The sequence below is a fragment of the Kitasatospora griseola genome (assembly GCF_014648555.1).
In the GTDB taxonomy this organism is placed as follows: Bacteria; Actinomycetota; Actinomycetes; order Streptomycetales; family Streptomycetaceae; genus Kitasatospora; species Kitasatospora griseola.
In genome coordinates, this window is the sequence record NZ_BMRI01000028.1 from 23,686 (window position 1) to 41,512 (window position 17,827).

Consider the following 17,827-nt stretch of genomic DNA (forward strand, 5'->3'; position numbering starts at 1 on the left):
TCAGGAACTTGAACAGCCCGGAGTGTTCCAGGCAACCGGGAGAGCATACAACGGTGACTCCCGCTCAACGAAACTACCACGATTGCCGGGGTGATCGTTCCCGCGACCTGCGGCGGAGGGTGCCGCAGGTGGCGTCGCAGGGGCCGATAACCTGCCAGCATCGCCCTCGCCACCGCGTCCCGTCGCGTTCTCGTGGCGTTCACCCGGAGGAGATTTGGTGCTGGACACCCTCGACGCCGCGGCCGTCCGCACCTGGTGCCGGCTCGCGCTGGCAGCCCTCGGCCAGGCCCGCGAGGAGATCGACGCACTGAACGTCTACCCGGTTCCGGACGGCGACACCGGCACCAACCTGTATCTGACCGTGGAGTCCGCCGCCGAGGCGCTGGACGTGCTGTTCGCCGAGGAGGAGCCGCCCGCGCTGGCCGCCGCGGCGACCGCCGCGGCCCGCGGGGCGCTGATCGGGGCGCGGGGCAATTCCGGCGTGATCCTGGCGCAGTGGCTGCGCGGCCTCGCCGAGGTGCTGTCGGGGGACGGGGAGCTGGGGGAGGCCCTCGACAACGGCGCGCGGTCCGCCTACCAGGCTGTCGCGGAGCCGGTCGAGGGCACCCTGCTGACCGTCGCCGCGGCTGCCGCCGGCGCCGCGAAGGCCGCGCAGGGGCTGACGGGCCAGGCCCGGGAGGCGTACCGGGCGGCCCGGCAGGCGCTGCTGCTCACCCCGGACCAGTTGACGGTGCTCGCGGAGGCGGGCGTGGTGGACGCCGGCGGCCGGGGGCTGGTCGCGGTGCTGGGGGCGCTGGTGGACGCGGTGTCCGGACAGCAGCCGATGGGGCCGGTCGCGTTGCGGCGCGAGGTGGACCCCGTGGTGGTGGCCGGCTGTGAGGGCCATGAGCGGCCGCCGGGCCCGGGCCACCCCGCGTTCGAGGTGATCTACCTGCTGGAGGCCGAGGACGGACAGCTGCCGCGGCTGCGCGAGCGGCTGGGGCGGCTCGGCGACTCGCTGGTGATCGGCGGCGGCGACGGCCTGTGGAACGTCCACGTGCACGTGGACGACGCGGGCGCGGCCGTGGAGGCGGGTGTCGAGGCGGGCCGGCCGTACCGGATCCGGATCACGCACTTCGCCGAGGCGGCGGCCCGCTCCGGCGAGCGCGAGGAGACCGTCTCGCACGGCCGGGCCGTGCTCAGCGTGGTGACCGGCAGCGGACTGGCCCAGCTGTGCGAGCAGGCCGGCTCGGTGGTGCTGGCCGCCGATCCGGACCGGGCCCCAGCGAGCGCCGAACTGGTCGCGGCCGTGCACCGCTGCGCGGCCCGCGAGGTGATCCTGCTGCTCAACGACCCCGAACTGCGGGCTGCCGCCGGCGCCGCCGCCGACCAGCTGCGCGAGGAGGGCGTGCGGATCGCCGTGCTGCCGACCCGTTCGCCGGTGCAGGGCCTGGCCGCACTGGCCGTGCACGACGCCGGCCGCCGCTTCGACGAGGACGTGGTCGCCATGACCTCCGCCGCCGGCGCCACCAGGTACGCCGAACTCGCCGTCGCCGAGGGCGAGTCCTGGACGATGGCCGGCGTCTGCCAGGCGGGCGACGTGCTCGGTCTGATCGACGGCGACGTCGCGGTGATCGGCCACGACCTCACCGAGACGGCGCTCACCGTGTTGGACCGGATGATCGCGGCGTCCGGCGAACTCGTCACCCTGGTGCTCGGCGACGACTCTCCCGCCGAGCTCGCCGACCGGCTGATCGCGCACGCCAGGCGCACCCGTCCCGAGGTCGACACCGTCGCCTACCAGGGCGGCCAGGAGGCCGCGCCGCTGCTGATCGGCGTCGAGTGAGCCGTGACGTCGGTCCGGTGGTGTGAAATGGGACCCGATGGGCGCTCTCGATGAACCACTGAAGGACCTGGTCGGCGACCGCACCGCGAAGGTGCTGGCCGACTCCCTCAAGCTGCGCACGGTCGGCGACCTGCTGCACCACTATCCGCGCCGGTACGTCGAGCGCGGCCAACTCACCAGCCTGGACGAGCTGGAGGTGGACGAGCACGTCACCGTGCTGGCCCGGATCGAGAAGGTCACGCTGATCCCGTTCCGCGGCCGCAAGGGCGACCGGCTGGAAGTGGTGGTCACCGACGGCCGGTCCCGGCTGTCCCTGGTGTTCTTCAACCAGGGCTGGCGGCAGAAGGACCTCAAGCCCGGCCAGCAGGGCCTGTTCGCCGGCAAGGTCGGCATGTTCAACCGGACGCGTCAACTCGCCTCGCCCGACTACCAGTTGATCGACGACGAGGAGGGCTCGTCGGCGGCGAAGCAGTTCGCCGGGCGGCTCATCCCGGTCTACCCGGCGAGCGCCCAGCTGCCCAGCTGGAAGCTCTCGCTCTGCGTCGAGCTCGCCCTCACCAAGCACCTGGGGGACGTCGGCGAGCCGCTGCCCGCCGACCTGCGCGCCGAGCACGACCTGATCCCGCTGCCCGAGGCGCTCGAACTGATCCACCGCCCGCGGAACCAGGTGGAGAAGGAACGCGCCCAGAACCGGCTGCGCTGGGACGAGGCGTTCGTCCTCCAGGTCGCGCTCGCCCAGCGCCGGGCCGCCGACTCCGCGCTGCCCGCCGTCCCGCGCCGCGCCGTCCCCGGCGGCGTGCTGGACGCCTTCGACGCCCGGCTGCCGTTCACGCTGACGGACGGCCAGCAGAAGGTGTGCGCCGAGATCTTCGCCGACCTCGCCACCGAACACCCCATGCACCGGCTGCTGCAGGGCGAGGTCGGCTCCGGCAAGACCCTGGTCGCGCTGCGCGCCATGCTCGCCGTGGTCGACGCCGGCGGCCAGGCCGTGCTGCTCGCGCCCACCGAGGTGCTCGCCCAGCAGCACCACCGCTCCATCGTCGAGATGATGGGCGACCTCGCCGAGGCCGGCATGATCGGCGGCTCCGAGATCGGCACCCGGGTCGCCCTGCTCACCGGCTCGATGGGCGCCGCCGCCCGCCGCGGCGCGATGCTCGACATGGCCTCCGGCAAGGCCGGCATCACCATCGGCACGCACGCCCTGATCGAGGACAAGGTGCAGTTCGCCGACCTCGGCCTGGTGGTGGTCGACGAACAGCACCGGTTCGGCGTCGAGCAGCGCGACGCGCTGCGGGCCAAGGGCGAACAGCCCCCGCACCTGCTGGTGATGACCGCCACCCCGATCCCGCGCACCGTCGCGATGACGGTCTTCGGCGACCTGGAGACCTCCGTCCTCGACCAGCTGCCGTCCGGCCGCTCCCCGATCTCCACCCACGTCGTCCCCGCCCTGGAGAAGCCCAACTTCCTCACCCGCGCCTGGGAGCGCGTCCGCGAGGAGGTCGGCAAGGGCCACCAGGCGTACGTGGTCTGCCCGCGGATCGGCGACGAGGACGAGCAGCCGAAGGGGAAGAAGAAGCGCAAGGAGGACCCGGAGGAGGTCGACGCAGGCGGCGGCGCGGACAGCGAGGAGCGGCGGCCCCCGCTCGCCGTCGTGGAGACCGCGGACAAGCTCGCCAAGGGCCCGCTCGCCGGACTGCGGGTGGAGATCCTGCACGGCCGGCTCGCGCCCGAGGCCAAGGACGACGTGATGCGCCGCTTCGCCGCCGGCGAGGTCGACGTGCTGGTCGCCACCACCGTCATCGAGGTCGGCGTCAACGTCCCCAACTCCACCGTCATGGTGATCATGGACGCGGACCGGTTCGGCGTCTCCCAGCTCCACCAGCTGCGCGGCCGGGTCGGCCGGGGCTCCGCCGCCGGCCTGTGCCTGCTGGTCAGCGACATGCCCGCGGCCAGCGCCGCCCGCGCCCGGCTCGACGCGGTGGCCGGCACCCTGGACGGCTTCGCGCTCTCCCGGATCGACCTCGAACAGCGCCGCGAGGGCGACGTGCTCGGCCAGGCGCAGTCCGGCGTGAAGTCCTCGCTCAAGGTGCTCTCCGTCCTCGACGACGAGGACGTCATCGCCACCGCCCGCGCCGAGGCCACCAGGCTGGTCGCCGTCGACCCCGAACTCGCCGCCCACCCCGAGCTGCGCACGGCGCTGGAGAGCCTGCTCGACGAGGACCGCGCGGAGTACCTGGAGAAGGGCTGAGCGGGCCGTTCGAGCAGGACCGATTGTCAGTGCCCCGGGAGAGAATGTAGTTGTTCGGGGCGCACTCCAAGTGGCGTCCCCGGCACGAGACTTGGGGGTCATTGCATGGCATTCCGTCACCTCAACGAGCTCCCGCTCGGCGACAAGGTCTTCCGGATCGAGGTCGCCAGCGAAGACGACCGCGAAGTCACCCTCACCCTGACCGGCTGGCGCGAGGGCAACTCCGCCAACCCGGTCGCCTCCGGCAAGCTCCGCCTCCCGGTGGAGGACGTCGCCTCGCTGCGCATCGCGCTCAACCGCGCCCTGCGCGCGCTGGCGATCGTCGCCGACGTCTCCGAGCCCATCCCCGACCGCGACGTGCTGCGCGAGCTCTACCCCGGCCACGGCGCCCCCTGGGTGCCGCAGCACGAGGAGGAACTGGTCCGCCGCTTCCACGACGGCGACACCATCGCCCGGATCGCCGCCCGCTACGGCCGCACGCCCGACTCCGTCCGCACCAAGCTGCGCGAGCTCGGCCACGACCCGCGCCGCCCGGAGTACTGCCCGCCGGACGGCTGCCTGTCCTGGTCGCGCTACGCGTCGCCGACGCTGCTGGGTGCGGCTTCCAACGAGTAGGCCCTGACGGGGCTGCGCGCCCGGCCGGCTGCGATTTGTCGGCTATGGTCGGGCGCGCACCCCCTCCCACCTAAGGAACGTCATGCCCCGCGTCATTGCCGGCCGTGCCGGAGGCCGCCGTCTCGCCGTGCCGCCCGGCCGGAACACCCGTCCGACCTCCGACAAGGCGCGGGAGGCGATGTTCTCCACCATCGAGTCGCTGTTCGGGCCGATCGCCGGGGCGCGGATGCTGGACCTGTTCGCGGGCAGCGGCGCGGTCGGGCTGGAGGCGCTGTCCCGGGGCGCGGCGCACGCGCTGCTGGTGGAGGCGGACGCGAGCGCGGTAAAGACGGTGCGGGAGAACGTCCGGACGCTGGGGCTGCCGGGCGCGGAGGTGCGGGCGGACAAGGCGGAGAAGGTGATCGCGGGCGCCCCGCCGGCCGAGCCGTACGACCTGGTCTTTTTGGACCCGCCGTACGCGGTCGAGGACGAGGTGCTGCGGGAGATGCTGGTCACACTCCGTTCCGGGGGCTGGCTGTCCGAGCATGTTCTCGTCACCGTGGAACGCAGCACCCGAGGGGGCGAGTTCGGCTGGCCGGACGGCTTCGAAGGGCTGCGCTCGCGCCGGTACGGCGAGGGCACGCTCTGGTACGGTCGCGCCGCTACCGGGGCTGACCAAGACTCGTAGCAGAACATCCCGCCCCACAAGGGAGCACACCCATGCGCCGCGCCGTCTGTCCGGGGTCCTTCGACCCCATCACCAACGGACACCTCGACATCATCGAGCGGGCCTCGAAGCTGTACGACGTGGTGCACGTGGCGGTGGCGGTGAACCGCAGCAAGCAGGGGATGTTCTCGGTCGAGGAGCGGATCGCCCTGATCGAGGAGACCACCGCCCATCTGGACAACATCCAGGTGGAGTCGCACAGCGGCCTGCTGGTCGACTACTGCACGGCGCGCGGCATCCCGGCGATCATCAAGGGCCTGCGCGCGGTCAGCGACTTCGACTACGAGCTGCAGATGGCGCAGATGAATCACGGCCTGAGCGGCGTGGAGACGCTGTTCGTGCCGACCTCGCCGACGTACAGCTTCCTGTCCTCCAGCCTGGTCAAGGAAGTGGCCTCGCTGGGCGGCGACGTCTCCCACCTGCTGCCGGGAGTCGTGCACGCGCGACTGGTCGAGCGGATCGCCGAACGCCGCAAGTGACGGAGGCGTTGTGAGCGGCGGGGTGGGTGGCCGTACAGTCTGTACTCCCGGCCCCGGGACCGCGTTTCGCGGCCTCGTGGCACTGCCTCCGCCGCACCTCGGCGGCACACGGAAAGACTGAAGACACCCGTGGACGTGCAGCAGAAACTCGACGAGATCATCGCCGTGGTCGAGAAGGCCAAGGCGATGCCGATGTCGTCCTCCTGCGTGGTGAACCGTGCCGAACTGACCGGCCTGCTGCGCGAGCTGCGCGACACGATGCCCGCCGAACTCGCCCAGGCGCAGTCGGTGGTGGCGGACCATCAGCAGATGGTGGCCGACGCCCGGGCGCAGGCCGACCAGATCATCCGCGGCGCGCACGACGAGCGCGGCTCGCTGATCTCCGACACCGAGGTGGTGCGCAAGGCGCAGGCCGAGGCGGACCGGATCCTCGCCGAGGCCCGCACCGAGGAGCACACCAAGCGCGCCGAGGCGGACGACTACGTCGACTCCAAGCTCGCCAACTTCGAGGTGGTGCTCACCAAGACGCTCGGCGCGGTCGGCCGCGGCCGGCAGAAGCTGCGCGGCGAGGCCGGGGTGTACCAGCCGGAGGGCGAGGGCTCCGAGGACGGCGAGGAGTTCCAGCCGCAGCGGGTCAGCCTCAGCCCGGAGGCCGACGAGTACGTCGATGTGAAGCTCGCCACCCTGGAGGCGGTGCTCTCGGCGACCCTGGAGGCGGTCGGCAAGGGCCGGGACAAGCTGCTCGGCAAGGCCCCGATCGACGAGCTGGGCGCCTACCTGGCCGCCGCCGACGAGGTCCAGCAGCTCAGGAACCGCGCCGAGGCGGTGGCGGCCGGCTTCGCCGACGCCGACGGCGAGCAGTCCTGGTACGCGGACGTCCCGCAGCAGCAGACCTGGCCGGAGCAGACCCCGGCCGCGGCGGGCTGGCAGAACCCCGCCGAGGACCAGTACGGCCAGCCGCAGGCCCCGCAGTACGCCGAGGCGTACGGCGGCGGCTACGACCCGGCGGCGGCCCCGCAGGCCGACCCGTACGGGCAGCCCTACGGCTACCAGCAGCCGGTCGACCCGGCGTACTACCAGCAGCAGCAGTACCAGCAGCCGGGCTACGACCAGTGGGGCAACCCGCTGCCCGTCGACCCGAACGGCTACCCGCCGCAGCCGCAGCAACTGCCCCAGTTGCCCCAGCAGCAGCAGGCCGGGCTGGACGAGACCAGCTTCTTCGACACCAGCATGATCGACATGACCCGGCTGCGGGAGCTCGGCGGCCGGTGAACGGGCGAGTTGGGTTCGGCCCGGACTCTCGGGTAGTCTGACCACTCCGGCCTGCTCGTGCCGGGTTCGCCGCGTGCCCGCGTCCGGGCCGCGCACCGCAGGAACCTACAGTCCGCGTCACGCAGGAATGCGTGCGCCACCAGGAAGTCAGGAAGCCTTGAACCGCCTCGACCACCGCGACCCGCTCGTGTTCGACACGCATGAGCTCGGCCGTCGCCCCGGCTCGCTGCGCAAGGTGTCCCGCACCCTGGAGGCCCCCGCGGAGCTGGGCGTCGCGGATGTGATCGGCGTCCCCGAGAAGAGCGAGATCAAGCTGGAGCTCCGCCTGGAGTCCGTGGTCGAGGGCGTGCTGGTCACCGGCACCGCCGAGGCCCACGTGACCGGCGAGTGCTCCCGCTGCCTGGAGCCGCTGGAGGACGACCTGGAGGTCGACTTCCAGGAGCTGTACTACTACCCGGAGTCCGAGGAGCGTCACCGCGCGATCGCGGGAGACGACTTCGACGAGGAGTCCGAGGACGAGACTTACCGTCTGGAGGGCGACCTGTTCGACCTCCAGCCGGTGCTGCGTGACGCGGTGGTGCTCGCACTGCCGCTGCAGCCGGTGTGCCAGGACGACTGCCTGGGTCTGTGCTCCGAATGCGGGGCCCGCCTGAGCGACGACCCGTCGCACCACCACGACGCCGCCGACCCCCGGTGGGCGGCTCTGCAGGGACTCTCCGCCGCCCCCGGCGACGAGGGTGACGAGGAATAAGACACAGCGGTACCCGTGAGGGTCTCGCCGTAGAACCAGGAGATTTACCGTGGCTGTTCCGAAGCGGAAGATGTCGCGCAGCAACACGCGTCACCGGCGTTCCAACTGGAAGGCCGTCGTGCCCGCGCTCGTCGCGTGCGACCGCTGCCACGAGCCGAAGCTCGCGCACATCGCGTGCCCGAGCTGCGGCACGTACAACCGTCGCCAGGTCCTCTCGGTCTGATCGGCGGGGTGCACGGATCGATGTCGGACGGCAGCAATTCCTCTCGCAAGCCGAACCCCGGGACCAACGGGGGTAAGGGCGGCGGGCCGGCTTCGACCGAATACGACGTCCTGGAAGGGCGCCTCGGGTACCCACTTGAGCGCGCCCTTCTGGTACGTGCCCTGACCCACCGCTCGTACGCGTACGAGAACGGCGGGCTGCCCACCAACGAGCGCCTGGAGTTCCTCGGCGACTCGGTGCTGGGCCTGGTGGTGACCGACACCCTCTACCGCCTCCACCCGGAGGTCGCCGAGGGGACGCTCGCCAAACTCCGCGCCGCGGTGGTCAACTCCCGCGCGCTCGCCGAGGTCGGCCGCGGCCTGGACCTCGGAGCCTTCATCCGGCTCGGCAAGGGTGAGGAAGGGACCGGCGGCCGCGACAAGTCGTCGATCCTCGCCGACACCGTCGAGGCCGTGATCGGCGCCATCTACCTCGACAAGGGCCTCGACTCGGCGACGGACTTCGTCCACCAGCTGTTCGACCCGCTGATCGCGGAATCCGCGCTGCTCGGCGCCGGACTCGACTGGAAGACCAGTCTCCAGGAGCTCACCGCCGCCGTCGGCATCGGTGTTCCCGAGTACGTGGTCACCGAGTCCGGACCGGACCACGAGAAGACCTTCACCGCCGCCGCCCGGGTGGCCGGCCAGGACTACGGCTCCGGGAGCGGACGCTCCAAGAAGGAAGCCGAGCAGAAGGCCGCCGAATCCGCCTGGCGCGCCATCAAGGCGAAGCAGGACGGCAGCACCGAGGGCGACCGGCCGGCCGCGACCGCCTGACCGCCGTGCCCGAACTCCCCGAGGTCGAAGTCGTCCGCCGCGGTCTGGCCCGCTGGGCCGCCGGACGGACCGTCAGCGACGTCGAGGTGCTGCACCCGCGCGCCGTCCGCCGACAGGCCGGCGGCGCCGAGGAGTTCACCGCACTGCTGCGCGGCCGCACGCTCGGCGATCCGCAGCGCCGCGGCAAGTACCTGTGGGTGCCGCTCGGCGACGGCCTGTCGATGATCGGCCACCTCGGCATGAGCGGCCAACTGCTCGTCCAGGAAGCCGACATGGCCGATTCGGTGCATCTGCGGGCGCGGCTCCGGTTCGCCGACGGCGGCACCGAACTGCGTTTCGTCGACCAGCGCACCTTCGGCGGCCTCGCCGTCGAGGAGACCGAGCCGGACGACCCCGAGTCCACTCCGCTCTCGCTCGCCCACATCGCCCGCGACCCGCTCGACGCGCGCTTCGACGACGCCGCGTTCGTCACCGCGCTGAAGGCCAAGCGCACCACCGTGAAGCGGGCCCTGCTCGACCAGACGCTGATCAGCGGCGTCGGCAACATCTACGCCGACGAGGCGCTGTGGCGCAGCCGCCTGCACTACGACCGCCCCACCGCCACCCTGACCCGCCCCGCCGCGCTCGAACTGCTCGGCCACGTCCGGGACGTGATGTCGGCGGCGCTGGCCGTCGGCGGGACGAGCTTCGACTCGCTGTACGTCAACGTCAACGGCGAGAGCGGCTACTTCTCCCGCGACCTGGACGCCTACGGCCGCGAGGGCGAGCCCTGCCGCCGCTGCGGGACGGCGATGCGCCGCGACGCCTGGATGAACCGCTCCAGCCACTACTGCCCGAAGTGCCAGCGCCGCCCCCGCTGACCCGTCAGTGGGCGGCCTTCGCCTTCTCCTCCTCGGCGGCCGCCTGGATCGCCCCGCCGTCCTCGCCGAAGTAGGCGACGCCGACGGCGCTCACCACCGCGAGGACGAAGCCGAGCACGGCCAGCCAGGCCAGCCCCGGGCGGGAGGAGTCGCCGAGCCACAGGACGCCGACCGCCCCCGGGACGACGGTCTCGCCGACCACCAGCGCGGCGGTCGCGCCGTTGACGGAGCCGACCTGGAGGGCGACGGTGTGCAGGTACATGCCGCCGATGCCGGCGATCAGGATGGCGTACAGCGCCGGGTCGGAGAGCAGCGCGGTGATCGAGAACGGCTCGATGCCGTCCAGGATGCGCACCCCGATGCCCAGCGCGCCGAAGCCGAGACCGGACAGCAGACCGGCCACGATCGCCCCGCTGGAGCCGAGCCGGCGGACGATCAGCGAGCCGCCGGCGATCAGCACCACGGAGCCGATCAGCAGCGCCCAGTGGAACTCCCGGGCGGCGTGGTGGCCGCCCTCCGGCCCGGCGGCGACGGCGAGCAGCACCAGGGCACTGCACAGGATGCCGATGGACAGCCACTCCAGCTGACGGAGCCTCAGCCCGAGCAGCTTGATCGACAGCACTGCGGTGATCACCAGGTTGGCGCTGATGATGGTCTGCGACAGGAACAGCGGCAGCAGCCGCGCGGCCAGCGCGCCCAGCCCGAACCCGATGAAGTCCAGCACCGTGCCGAGGATGAACTCCCAGGTGACGGCGGCCTTGGCAGTGGAGGCGAGGCTCGGCCCGCCGTGCTCGGTGACGGTGCCGTCGGCCGCCTCCTGCCGGGCCGAACGCCGGGCGCCGACGGCTTGCAGCACCGACCCGGTGCCGTAACAGACGGACGCGGCGACGGCGGTGACGAGGCCGAGGATCACGCTGGGGTCTCCTGTCGCGGGAGGGAAGATCGTCACCACTATGCCTGCTCGCCGCCCGGACGCGGTGGGCCGGGGCCCAACTCCGGCCGGTCGGCGGGGGTTCTCGGGGGTCGGCTCGTTCCCGGGTAGGGGGAGACTCGGGGTCGGACCGTCCCCGGGTAGGGCGTGGATCCGGGGACGCGGCAGGTACGGTCTGAGTATGAGAACTGTGCTCCGCCGCTCCCGAGCCACCGGGCCGGCCGCCGTGCTGGCAGCTCTGCTCGGCCTGCTGATGGTCCTCGGGCTGTCCGTGCCCGCCCAGGCGGCCGGGCTGAACGACGCTGCCGATTCGCTGAAGAAGAGCCAGGTCTACGTCGACCCGGCGATGACCGGCCGGTTCTCCGACGACCAGGCCGAGGCGCTGGCGAAGAAGCTGAAGAAGGCCGACAAGCCGATCTTCGTCGCGGTGCTGCCGGACAGCCAGGCCTACGCCCCGAAGAACCTGATGAACGACCTGCGCACCAAGGTCGGCATCGTCGGCGTCTACGCGGTGTGGCGGGGCAACGGGTTCGACGCCAGCGCCGACGCCAAGGCCCTGTCGAAGGACTCCGCGACCAAGCTGGCCGGCGCGTCCTTCCGCTCGAACAACGGCGACATCAACGCCACCGTCAACGAGTTCGTCGACCAGGCCGTCAAGCAGACCAAGGGCGACGGCCCGCAGCACAGCACCTCCGCGGCCTGGATCGTCGTGCCCGTGGCGCTGCTGGCGCTGGCCGGCGGCGGCGTGTTCCTGCTGTTCCGCCGCGCCAAGAAGCGCAAGCAGGAGAAGGCCCGGGCCGAACTCGCCCAGCTGCGCACCGTGGTGGACGAGGACATCACCGCGTTCGGCGAGGAGCTCGACCGGCTCGACTTCAACCCCGGCGCCCCCGGCGCGGACGACACCCAGCGCGCCGACTACACCCGGGCGCTGGACTCCTACGACCGCGCCAAGCGGACCATGGACGAGGCCACCGAGCCCGACGACGTCCGCCCGGTCACCGAGGCGCTGGAGGACGGCCGGTTCGCGCTGGCCACGCTGGCCGCCCGCCGCGAGGGCCGGCCGGTGCCCGAGCGCCGCGTCCCGTGCTTCTTCGACCCGCGGCACGGACCCTCCACCACCGACGTCCAGTGGGCGCCGGCCGGCGGCGCGCCGCGCTCCGTCCCCGCCTGCGCCGACGACGCGGCCCGCCTGGCCGTCGGCCAGGACCCGTACATCCGCACCGTGGAGACCGAGCACGGCCACCAGCCGTACTGGAACGCCGGCCCGGCCTACAGCCCCTGGGCGGGCGGCTACTTCGGCGGCGGCATGCTCCCCGGCCTGCTGGTCGGCACCATGCTCGGCTCGATGATCTCCAGCCCCGGCTACGCCTACGCGGGCGGCCACGGCGACTACGGCCAGGGCGGTGGCGCCGACTACACCGGCGGCGCGGACGCCGGCGAGTACTCGGGTGCGGCGTTCAACTCCGCCGACTTCTCCGGGGCCGACTTCGGCGGCGGTGACTTCGGCGGCGGAGGCGGCTTCGGCGACTTCGGCGGTGGCGACTTCGGTGGCGGGGACTTCGGCGACTGACGTCCGATCACCCGCTGCCCCGGCCCCCGGTCCCTTCGCGGACCGGGGGCCGCTGTCATGCCCGGGCGGGGGAGGGGGCTTCGGCGGCCTCAGCGGCGACCGGCTCGGCAGGCTCCTGGCGGCCCAGGACCAGCAGGGTCAGCGCGCAGGACGCCACCTGCCAGGCGGCGCCGAAGCCCAGCACCGGGGCCGCGCCGACCCGGTCCGCGAGCGGCCCCGCCAGCGCCAGCCCGACCGGGCCGAACGCGAACGCGCCGAGCGTCCCGTACGCGCTGACCCGGCCCAGCGCCTCCGGCGGGACGTGCCGCTGCGTCAGGGTGGCGAACAGGGTGCCGCAGACGATCGAGGTGACCCCCGCGCCGACCGCGGCGACCGCCACCAGCGGCAGCGGCCAACCCAGCGCCAGCGCACCCGAGGGCAGCGCCCAGCCCACCGTCACCGCGACCGCCGTCCGCAGCGGCCGGGCGGGCCGGCGGCCGAGCAGCAGCAGTCCGCCGAGCACCGCGCCGACCCCGTACGCGCCCATCACCAGGCCCCAGCCGCCCGCCCCGCCGAGGCGCTCGTCCGCCACCACCGGGCCGAGGACCAGGAACGGCGCCCACACCAGCAGGTTGAACAGACAGGCCTGCAGCGCGCTCACCCACTGCCACCGCCGGGAGCTGAACTCGCTCCAGCCCGCCCGCAGCTCGGCGAACAAGGACTCCTCGGCGGCGGCCTCCGACACGGCGGGCGGCAGCCGGAGCAGGGCCAGCGCCACGCCGCCGACCGCGTACGAGACGGCGTCGACCAGCAGCACCCAGCCGGGGCCCGCGACGGCGGTCAGCACACCCGCGAGGGCCGGGCCGGCCACCGCGGCGCCGTTCCGGGCGATCCCCAACAGGGCGTTCGCGTCCGCGAGTTCACCGGCCGGGACGAGCCGTGGCAGCAGCGCGCCCAGGGCCGGCATGAACACCGCCTCGGCCAGCCCCCAGAACACCATCAGTGCGGCCAGCGCCCAGATCCGGCCGTGCGCGGTGAACATCAGCACCGCCGTCGCCGCCTGGGTCGCGCAGCGCAGCCCGTCCGAGCCGAGCATCACCCGGCGCGGGCCCAGCCGGTCCGCGGCCGCACCGCCGAGCACCAGCAGCAGCACGATCGGCAGGATCCGCGCGGTCATCACCACGCCGACCCCGGAGCCGCCGCCCCCGCCGTCGAGCACCGCGAAGGTGACCGCCACCGAGGCCATCGAGGATCCGAACAGGGAGACGGCGAAGCCGATGAAGAAGAGGCGGAACTCCCGCCCGCGCAGGACGGCGAGCCGCCGTGAGGTCAGCACCATGACCGGCAGACTGCCCCGCCGCCGAGGCGCCCGGCAAGGGCTTCCGGTGAAAAAGTTGAGCGTCTCGGCATCAATATTGCGAGGGGTCGGGTTGACCGCAGTAAACGCAGCATTTACCGCAGTGGAGCGCGGTGTTGACGATTCGCCGGGTGCGCGATTTACTGCGGCTGTGACACCTGTGGAGTTCGCCGTCGCGGCCGAGCACTACCTGGCGGAGGCCCGGCTGTCGGAGGGCTCCCGGCGGGTCTACCGGATCGCCCTGCACACCTGGGCCTGGCTGCTGGTCGGACGCATCCCGCCGGTCGGCGCCGAGCGGCGGCGGGCCGCGCCGCCGGTGCTGCCGCTCGCCCTGCTGGACGGGCCGGGCGCGCCCCGGCGGGTGGCCGAGGCGTTCGCCGCCCGCGCCGAGGCGGTCGGCGCGCGCACCGCCAACCGCGAGCTGTCCGCGCTGCGGGCCGCCGTCCGCTGGTGGTGCGCGCGGGGCTGGCTGGCCGCCGACCCCGCCGAGGGCCTGCGCCCGCTGCCCGCCGCCGCGCCCGAACCCGCGCTCACCGACGCCCAGGTGCGGGCCGTGCTGGCGCTGCGGGCGCCACTGCGCGAGAAGGTTCTGTGGCACCTGGTACGGGAGAGCGGCGCACCGATCGAACGGCTGCTGGCGCTGGACGTGGACCGGCTCGACCCGGCCGACCGGCAGGCTCGGCCCGTCGCCGGCGAGCGTCCGCTGCGCTGGCGCGGCGGCGCCGCCCGACTGCTGCCGCTGCTGATCGCCGGACGCAGCGCCGGTCCGCTCTTCCTCACCGACCGGCGCGCCCCGGCCGGCACCCCGGAGCGCGACCGCTGCCCGCTCACCGGCCGGGCCCGGCTCTCCTACCGCCGGGCCGCCGAGCTGTTCACCGCCGCCACCGCCCCGCTGGACCCGGCCGGTCGCGGCTGGACGCTGCACCGGCTGGCCGAGCCCCGCCGCTGAACCCCTTCGTCATGCCGCGGTACAGCGGCGATGCCGATGGCGTGAATGCGGACGGGCCGGTGGGGAGGCACGGTGGAAGGGGCGTGAAGTCCGTTCCGTGCGCCCCTGAAGTGCCCGACTATGGTCGACGCATGCAAGGTCACGACAGTCACCGTTCCGTCCGCGCCACCATCTGGGTGCGTGGGCGCGTCCAGCAGGTGGGGTTCCGCTGGTGGACCAGGGCCAGGGCCCTGGAGATCGGGCTGACGGGCTACACGAGCAATCTCGGTGACGGCCGTGTCCAGGTGGTCGCCGAGGGGTCGCGGGAGGACTGCGAACGGCTGCTCGCCGCGCTTCGCGGGCCCGGAACGCCAGGTCGGGTCAGTGGAGTCACGGAAATCTGGAGCGCCGTGGGCGACGGATACGAGGGCTTCGCGATCCGATGAGAACACCGCGGTTGCCGGTCGGAGGAGAGCCGCCGGCAACTGCCGGTGTCGTGTGGTTGCCATCCGGGCAGACTCGTGGTTGACTCCGCAAGCGTAGTGATCCACTACCCCGGCCGACGGCGTGACGACCCCGCCATGCAGGTGACAGGGGCGCGGTAGCGTGCGGTGATCGTGTTGACCCGTACCGTCTTTGGTGAGACGCTGGAAACCCGCGCACAGGTCTGAGTTTACCGGCGAGGCTCCGCCGTGTGAGCATGCCACTCACCAGCGGCAGTCCCGTAGTGCCCAGCCAGCACGTCCGGCGCGCAGGCGCGTGCGTATCCCTTCCCCCAAGACCCACACCGTACACGGTTCGGTCACTCAGCGTGGAGGACCATACATCATGGCAAAGGCGCTTCTCGGGTACGTCGGCGGCCCCGACCCGCGAATGCTCTCCGAGATGCGACGGCTTCAGCAGCGCGTCCAGGACCTGGAGAACGAGCTCATGAAGCTCCAGGCCGAGAACGATGCGCTGATCGCTGTCGCTGACGAGCACTCGTTGCTCAACAGCATCGACCTGGACCAGCGCGAGCCGGCCCTCACCTGATCGACACGGTCCATCCGATCGCTCGTGGTCCTCACGATCGACGCTGTGACGCACTGAGCGTCCCCGACAAGGGGATGGCAGCCTGCAAGGGACGTCCGAGGCGGACGTCCCTTCGTCGTGTCCGCGGTCTTCTTCTGCCGCAACATGCCCCGCTCGCGGCGTGGCCAAACCCCCACCTGAGGGCTGCCGGGCGGCCCGGCCGGATACAGTCGCCAGCGGTGGGCCTCCGTGCGGGACGGCCCCCACGGGCGGCGATCACGGCAGGGCGAGGAGGACGGGCGGGTGCACCTGAAGAGCCTGACCCTGCGCGGGTTCAAGTCCTTCGCCTCGGCGACCACGCTGCGCTTCGAACCCGGCATCACCTGCGTGGTCGGCCCCAACGGCTCCGGCAAGTCCAACGTGGTCGACGCACTGTCCTGGGTGATGGGCGAACAGGGCGCCAAGTCGCTGCGCGGCGGCAAGATGGAGGACGTGATCTTCGCGGGGACCAGCGGACGCCCCCCGCTCGGCCGCGCCGAAGTCAGCCTCACCATCGACAACACCGACGGCGCGCTGCCCATCGACTACACCGAAGTCACCATCACCCGGACGATGTTCCGCAACGGCGGCAGCGAGTACGCGCTCAACGGCACCGTCTGCCGGCTCCTGGACATCCAGGAACTGCTCTCCGACTCCGGCATCGGCCGCGAGATGCACGTGATCGTCGGCCAGGGACAGCTCGACTCCGTGCTGCACGCCGACCCGATGGGCCGGCGCGCCTTCATCGAGGAGGCGGCCGGCGTCCTCAAGCACCGCAAGCGCAAGGAGAAGGCGCTGCGGAAGATCGACGCGATGCAGGCCAACCTGAACCGGGTCCAGGACCTGGTCGCCGAACTGCGCCGCCAGCTCGGCCCGTTGGGGCGGCAGGCGAAGATCGCCCGGCGGGCCGCCGGCATCCAGGCCGAGCTGCGCGACGCCCGGCTGCGGCTGCTCGCCGACGACCTGCTCACCCTGCGCAAGGCCGTCGAAGCGGAAGTCGCCGACGAGTTGGCGCTGAAACTGCGCCGCACCACCGTCGAACAGCAACTCGCCGCCGCCGTCCAGCGCGAAGCCGTCCTGGAAGCCCAGGTCGAACAGCTCGGGCCGGCCCTGGAAGCCGCCCGGCAGACCTGGTACCGGCTGTCCGCGCTCGCCGAACGCACCCGCGGCACCATCGGACTCGCCGAAGCCCGGGTCCGGGCCGCCACCACCGCCGGGCAGCTGGAGGAACGGCGCGGCCGCGACCCCGAGGACCTGGAACGCGAGGCCGCCCGGGTCCGCGAGGAGGAAGCCGCCCTCGAAGCCGCCCTGGAGCAGGCCCAGGACGCGCTCGCCGAAACCGTCGAGGAACGCACCGAACTCGAACGCGCCCTCGCCGCCGAGGAGTTGCGACTCAGAGCGGCCGCCCGGGCGATCGCCGACCGGCGCGAGGGCCTGGCCCGGCTGCAGGGCCAGGCCGCCGCCGCCCGCTCCCGCGCCACCGCCGCCGAAGCCGAGATCGAACGGCTCGCCACCGCCCGCGACGAAGCCCTGCTGCGCGCCGAGGCCGCCCAGACCGAACACCGGGAACTCCTCGAACGCAGCGAACGGACCGAAGCCGGCGACGAGGAGGTTGAAGGCCGCCACGACCTGGCCCGCGCCGCCCTCGCCGACGCCGAACGGGCCGCCGGCGCCGCCCGCGAGGCGCTCGCGGGGGCCGAGCAGGAACGCGCCGCGCTCACCGCCCGGCACGACACCCTCGCCCTCGCCCTGCGCCGCAAGGACGGCAGCGCCGCCCTGCTCGGCCGGCCCGGCGTCCTCGGACCCGCCGCCGAACTGCTGCACATCGAACCCGGATTCGAACTCGCCGTCGCCGCCGCACTGGGCGCCGCCGCCGACGCCGTCGCGGTCGAGGACGTGGCCACCGCCGCCGCGGCCCTCACCCGGCTGCGCGCCGAGGACGGCGGCCGGGCCGCGTTGCTGATCGCCGCCCCGGAGCCGGGCGTCGGCGAAGACCTGCCCGAAGGAGCGCGCCCGGCAGGGGAGTTGATCGACGGCCCGATGGCCGCCGCCGCCCGGCGGCTGCTGCGCCGCACCGCCGTGGTGGAAGACCTAAACACCGCAGGGCAGTTGATCGACCGTCAGCCGCAGTGGACGGCCGTCACCCCGGACGGCGACCTGCTCTCCGTCGCCCTCGCGCACGGCGGCTCGGCCGGCGCCCCCAGCCAGCTGGAGACCC

The 17,827-nt window shown here is 73.0% G+C and carries 17 protein-coding genes; 15 read left to right on the forward strand and 2 right to left on the reverse strand.

The features are described from left to right. Positions 1–214: 214 nt before the first annotated feature. From fakA to mutM, 10 genes are all read left to right on the forward strand, one after another. Entirely contained in the window at positions 215–1,825 is a 1,611-nt protein-coding gene (gene fakA, locus IEZ12_RS27410; RefSeq protein ID WP_505744221.1) for a fatty acid kinase ATP-binding subunit FakA, read from the forward strand. Between the two features lie 37 nt (positions 1,826–1,862). Next, on the forward strand, positions 1,863–4,073 hold the full coding sequence (gene recG / locus IEZ12_RS27415; protein WP_189275632.1) for an ATP-dependent DNA helicase RecG: 2,211 nt from the start codon (positions 1,863–1,865) through the stop codon (positions 4,071–4,073). A 105-nt stretch (positions 4,074–4,178) separates the two neighbouring features. Beyond that, a complete protein-coding gene (locus tag IEZ12_RS27420; RefSeq protein WP_043916146.1) occupies positions 4,179–4,688 on the forward strand; it encodes a hypothetical protein in 510 nt (169 codons plus the stop codon). An 82-nt stretch (positions 4,689–4,770) separates the two neighbouring features. Further along, positions 4,771–5,355: a 16S rRNA (guanine(966)-N(2))-methyltransferase RsmD gene (gene rsmD, locus IEZ12_RS27425; RefSeq protein WP_189275634.1), complete on the forward strand. Its 585-nt coding sequence runs from the start codon at positions 4,771–4,773 to the stop codon at positions 5,353–5,355. A gap of 32 nt (positions 5,356–5,387) precedes the next feature. Further along, complete coding sequence (coaD, locus tag IEZ12_RS27430; protein WP_189275636.1) at positions 5,388–5,873, forward strand: pantetheine-phosphate adenylyltransferase; 486 nt, start codon at positions 5,388–5,390, stop codon at positions 5,871–5,873. A 129-nt stretch (positions 5,874–6,002) separates the two neighbouring features. Next, positions 6,003–7,145, forward strand: a complete 1,143-nt coding sequence (locus IEZ12_RS27435; RefSeq protein ID WP_189275638.1) for a F0F1 ATP synthase subunit B — start codon at positions 6,003–6,005, stop codon at positions 7,143–7,145. A 127-nt stretch (positions 7,146–7,272) separates the two neighbouring features. Beyond that, complete coding sequence (locus IEZ12_RS27440; protein ID WP_043916150.1) at positions 7,273–7,896, forward strand: YceD family protein; 624 nt, start codon at positions 7,273–7,275, stop codon at positions 7,894–7,896. A gap of 49 nt (positions 7,897–7,945) precedes the next feature. After that, entirely contained in the window at positions 7,946–8,119 is a 174-nt protein-coding gene (gene rpmF, locus IEZ12_RS27445) for a 50S ribosomal protein L32 (RefSeq protein WP_035866499.1), read from the forward strand. 20 nt (positions 8,120–8,139) lie between these two features. Next, positions 8,140–8,934 (forward strand): ribonuclease III, encoded by a 795-nt coding sequence (gene rnc, locus IEZ12_RS27450; RefSeq protein WP_189275640.1) that lies wholly within the window; start codon positions 8,140–8,142, stop codon positions 8,932–8,934. 5 nt (positions 8,935–8,939) lie between these two features. Next, positions 8,940–9,794 (forward strand): bifunctional DNA-formamidopyrimidine glycosylase/DNA-(apurinic or apyrimidinic site) lyase, encoded by an 855-nt coding sequence (mutM, locus tag IEZ12_RS27455; protein ID WP_189275642.1) that lies wholly within the window; start codon positions 8,940–8,942, stop codon positions 9,792–9,794. Positions 9,795–9,798: 4 nt separating this feature from the next. Here mutM and IEZ12_RS27460 read toward each other — a convergent pair whose 3' ends face one another. After that, positions 9,799–10,707: a DMT family protein gene (locus IEZ12_RS27460; RefSeq protein WP_189275644.1), complete on the reverse strand. Its 909-nt coding sequence runs from the start codon at positions 10,705–10,707 to the stop codon at positions 9,799–9,801. Positions 10,708–10,906: 199 nt separating this feature from the next. Between IEZ12_RS27460 and IEZ12_RS27465 the strand changes: the two genes are divergently transcribed. Next, positions 10,907–12,295, forward strand: coding sequence for a DUF4381 domain-containing protein (locus IEZ12_RS27465; protein WP_189275646.1), 1,389 nt, complete (start codon positions 10,907–10,909; stop codon positions 12,293–12,295). Between the two features lie 55 nt (positions 12,296–12,350). On the opposite strand, the gene IEZ12_RS27470 is transcribed toward IEZ12_RS27465, so the two are convergent. Further along, positions 12,351–13,613, reverse strand: a complete 1,263-nt coding sequence (locus tag IEZ12_RS27470) for an MFS transporter (RefSeq protein WP_189275648.1) — start codon at positions 13,611–13,613, stop codon at positions 12,351–12,353. Between the two features lie 169 nt (positions 13,614–13,782). Here IEZ12_RS27470 and IEZ12_RS27475 point away from each other — a divergent pair, with 169 nt between their 5' ends. The 4 genes from IEZ12_RS27475 to IEZ12_RS39240 form a co-directional block, all read left to right on the forward strand. Further along, complete coding sequence (locus tag IEZ12_RS27475) at positions 13,783–14,580, forward strand: site-specific integrase (protein ID WP_229848132.1); 798 nt, start codon at positions 13,783–13,785, stop codon at positions 14,578–14,580. A 131-nt stretch (positions 14,581–14,711) separates the two neighbouring features. Beyond that, complete coding sequence (locus IEZ12_RS27480) at positions 14,712–15,005, forward strand: acylphosphatase (protein WP_043916156.1); 294 nt, start codon at positions 14,712–14,714, stop codon at positions 15,003–15,005. Positions 15,006–15,387: 382 nt separating this feature from the next. Continuing rightward, positions 15,388–15,591, forward strand: coding sequence for a hypothetical protein (locus IEZ12_RS27485; protein WP_043916157.1), 204 nt, complete (start codon positions 15,388–15,390; stop codon positions 15,589–15,591). Positions 15,592–15,873: 282 nt separating this feature from the next. Continuing rightward, positions 15,874–17,827, forward strand: a 1,954-nt coding sequence (locus tag IEZ12_RS39240) for a chromosome segregation SMC family protein (protein ID WP_229848134.1), incomplete at its 3' end; no start/stop codon positions are given.

What these genes read in the sequence shown, in the direction of transcription:
- recG (WP_189275632.1), top strand. Translation starts at nt 1,863, where the DNA reads ATGGGCGCTCTCGATGAACCACTGAAGGACCTGGTCGGCGACCGCACC.
- IEZ12_RS27420 (WP_043916146.1), top strand. Translation starts at nt 4,179, where the DNA reads ATGGCATTCCGTCACCTCAACGAGCTCCCGCTCGGCGACAAGGTCTTC.
- rsmD (WP_189275634.1), top strand. Translation starts at nt 4,771, where the DNA reads ATGCCCCGCGTCATTGCCGGCCGTGCCGGAGGCCGCCGTCTCGCCGTG.
- coaD (WP_189275636.1), top strand. Translation starts at nt 5,388, where the DNA reads ATGCGCCGCGCCGTCTGTCCGGGGTCCTTCGACCCCATCACCAACGGA.
- IEZ12_RS27440 (WP_043916150.1), top strand. Translation starts at nt 7,273, where the DNA reads ATGCGTGCGCCACCAGGAAGTCAGGAAGCCTTGAACCGCCTCGACCAC.
- rnc (WP_189275640.1), top strand. Translation starts at nt 8,140, where the DNA reads ATGTCGGACGGCAGCAATTCCTCTCGCAAGCCGAACCCCGGGACCAAC.
- IEZ12_RS27465 (WP_189275646.1), top strand. Translation starts at nt 10,907, where the DNA reads ATGAGAACTGTGCTCCGCCGCTCCCGAGCCACCGGGCCGGCCGCCGTG.
- IEZ12_RS27470 (WP_189275648.1), bottom strand. Translation starts at nt 13,613, where the DNA reads ATGGTGCTGACCTCACGGCGGCTCGCCGTCCTGCGCGGGCGGGAGTTC.
- IEZ12_RS27480 (WP_043916156.1), top strand. Translation starts at nt 14,712, where the DNA reads ATGCAAGGTCACGACAGTCACCGTTCCGTCCGCGCCACCATCTGGGTG.
- IEZ12_RS27485 (WP_043916157.1), top strand. Translation starts at nt 15,388, where the DNA reads ATGGCAAAGGCGCTTCTCGGGTACGTCGGCGGCCCCGACCCGCGAATG.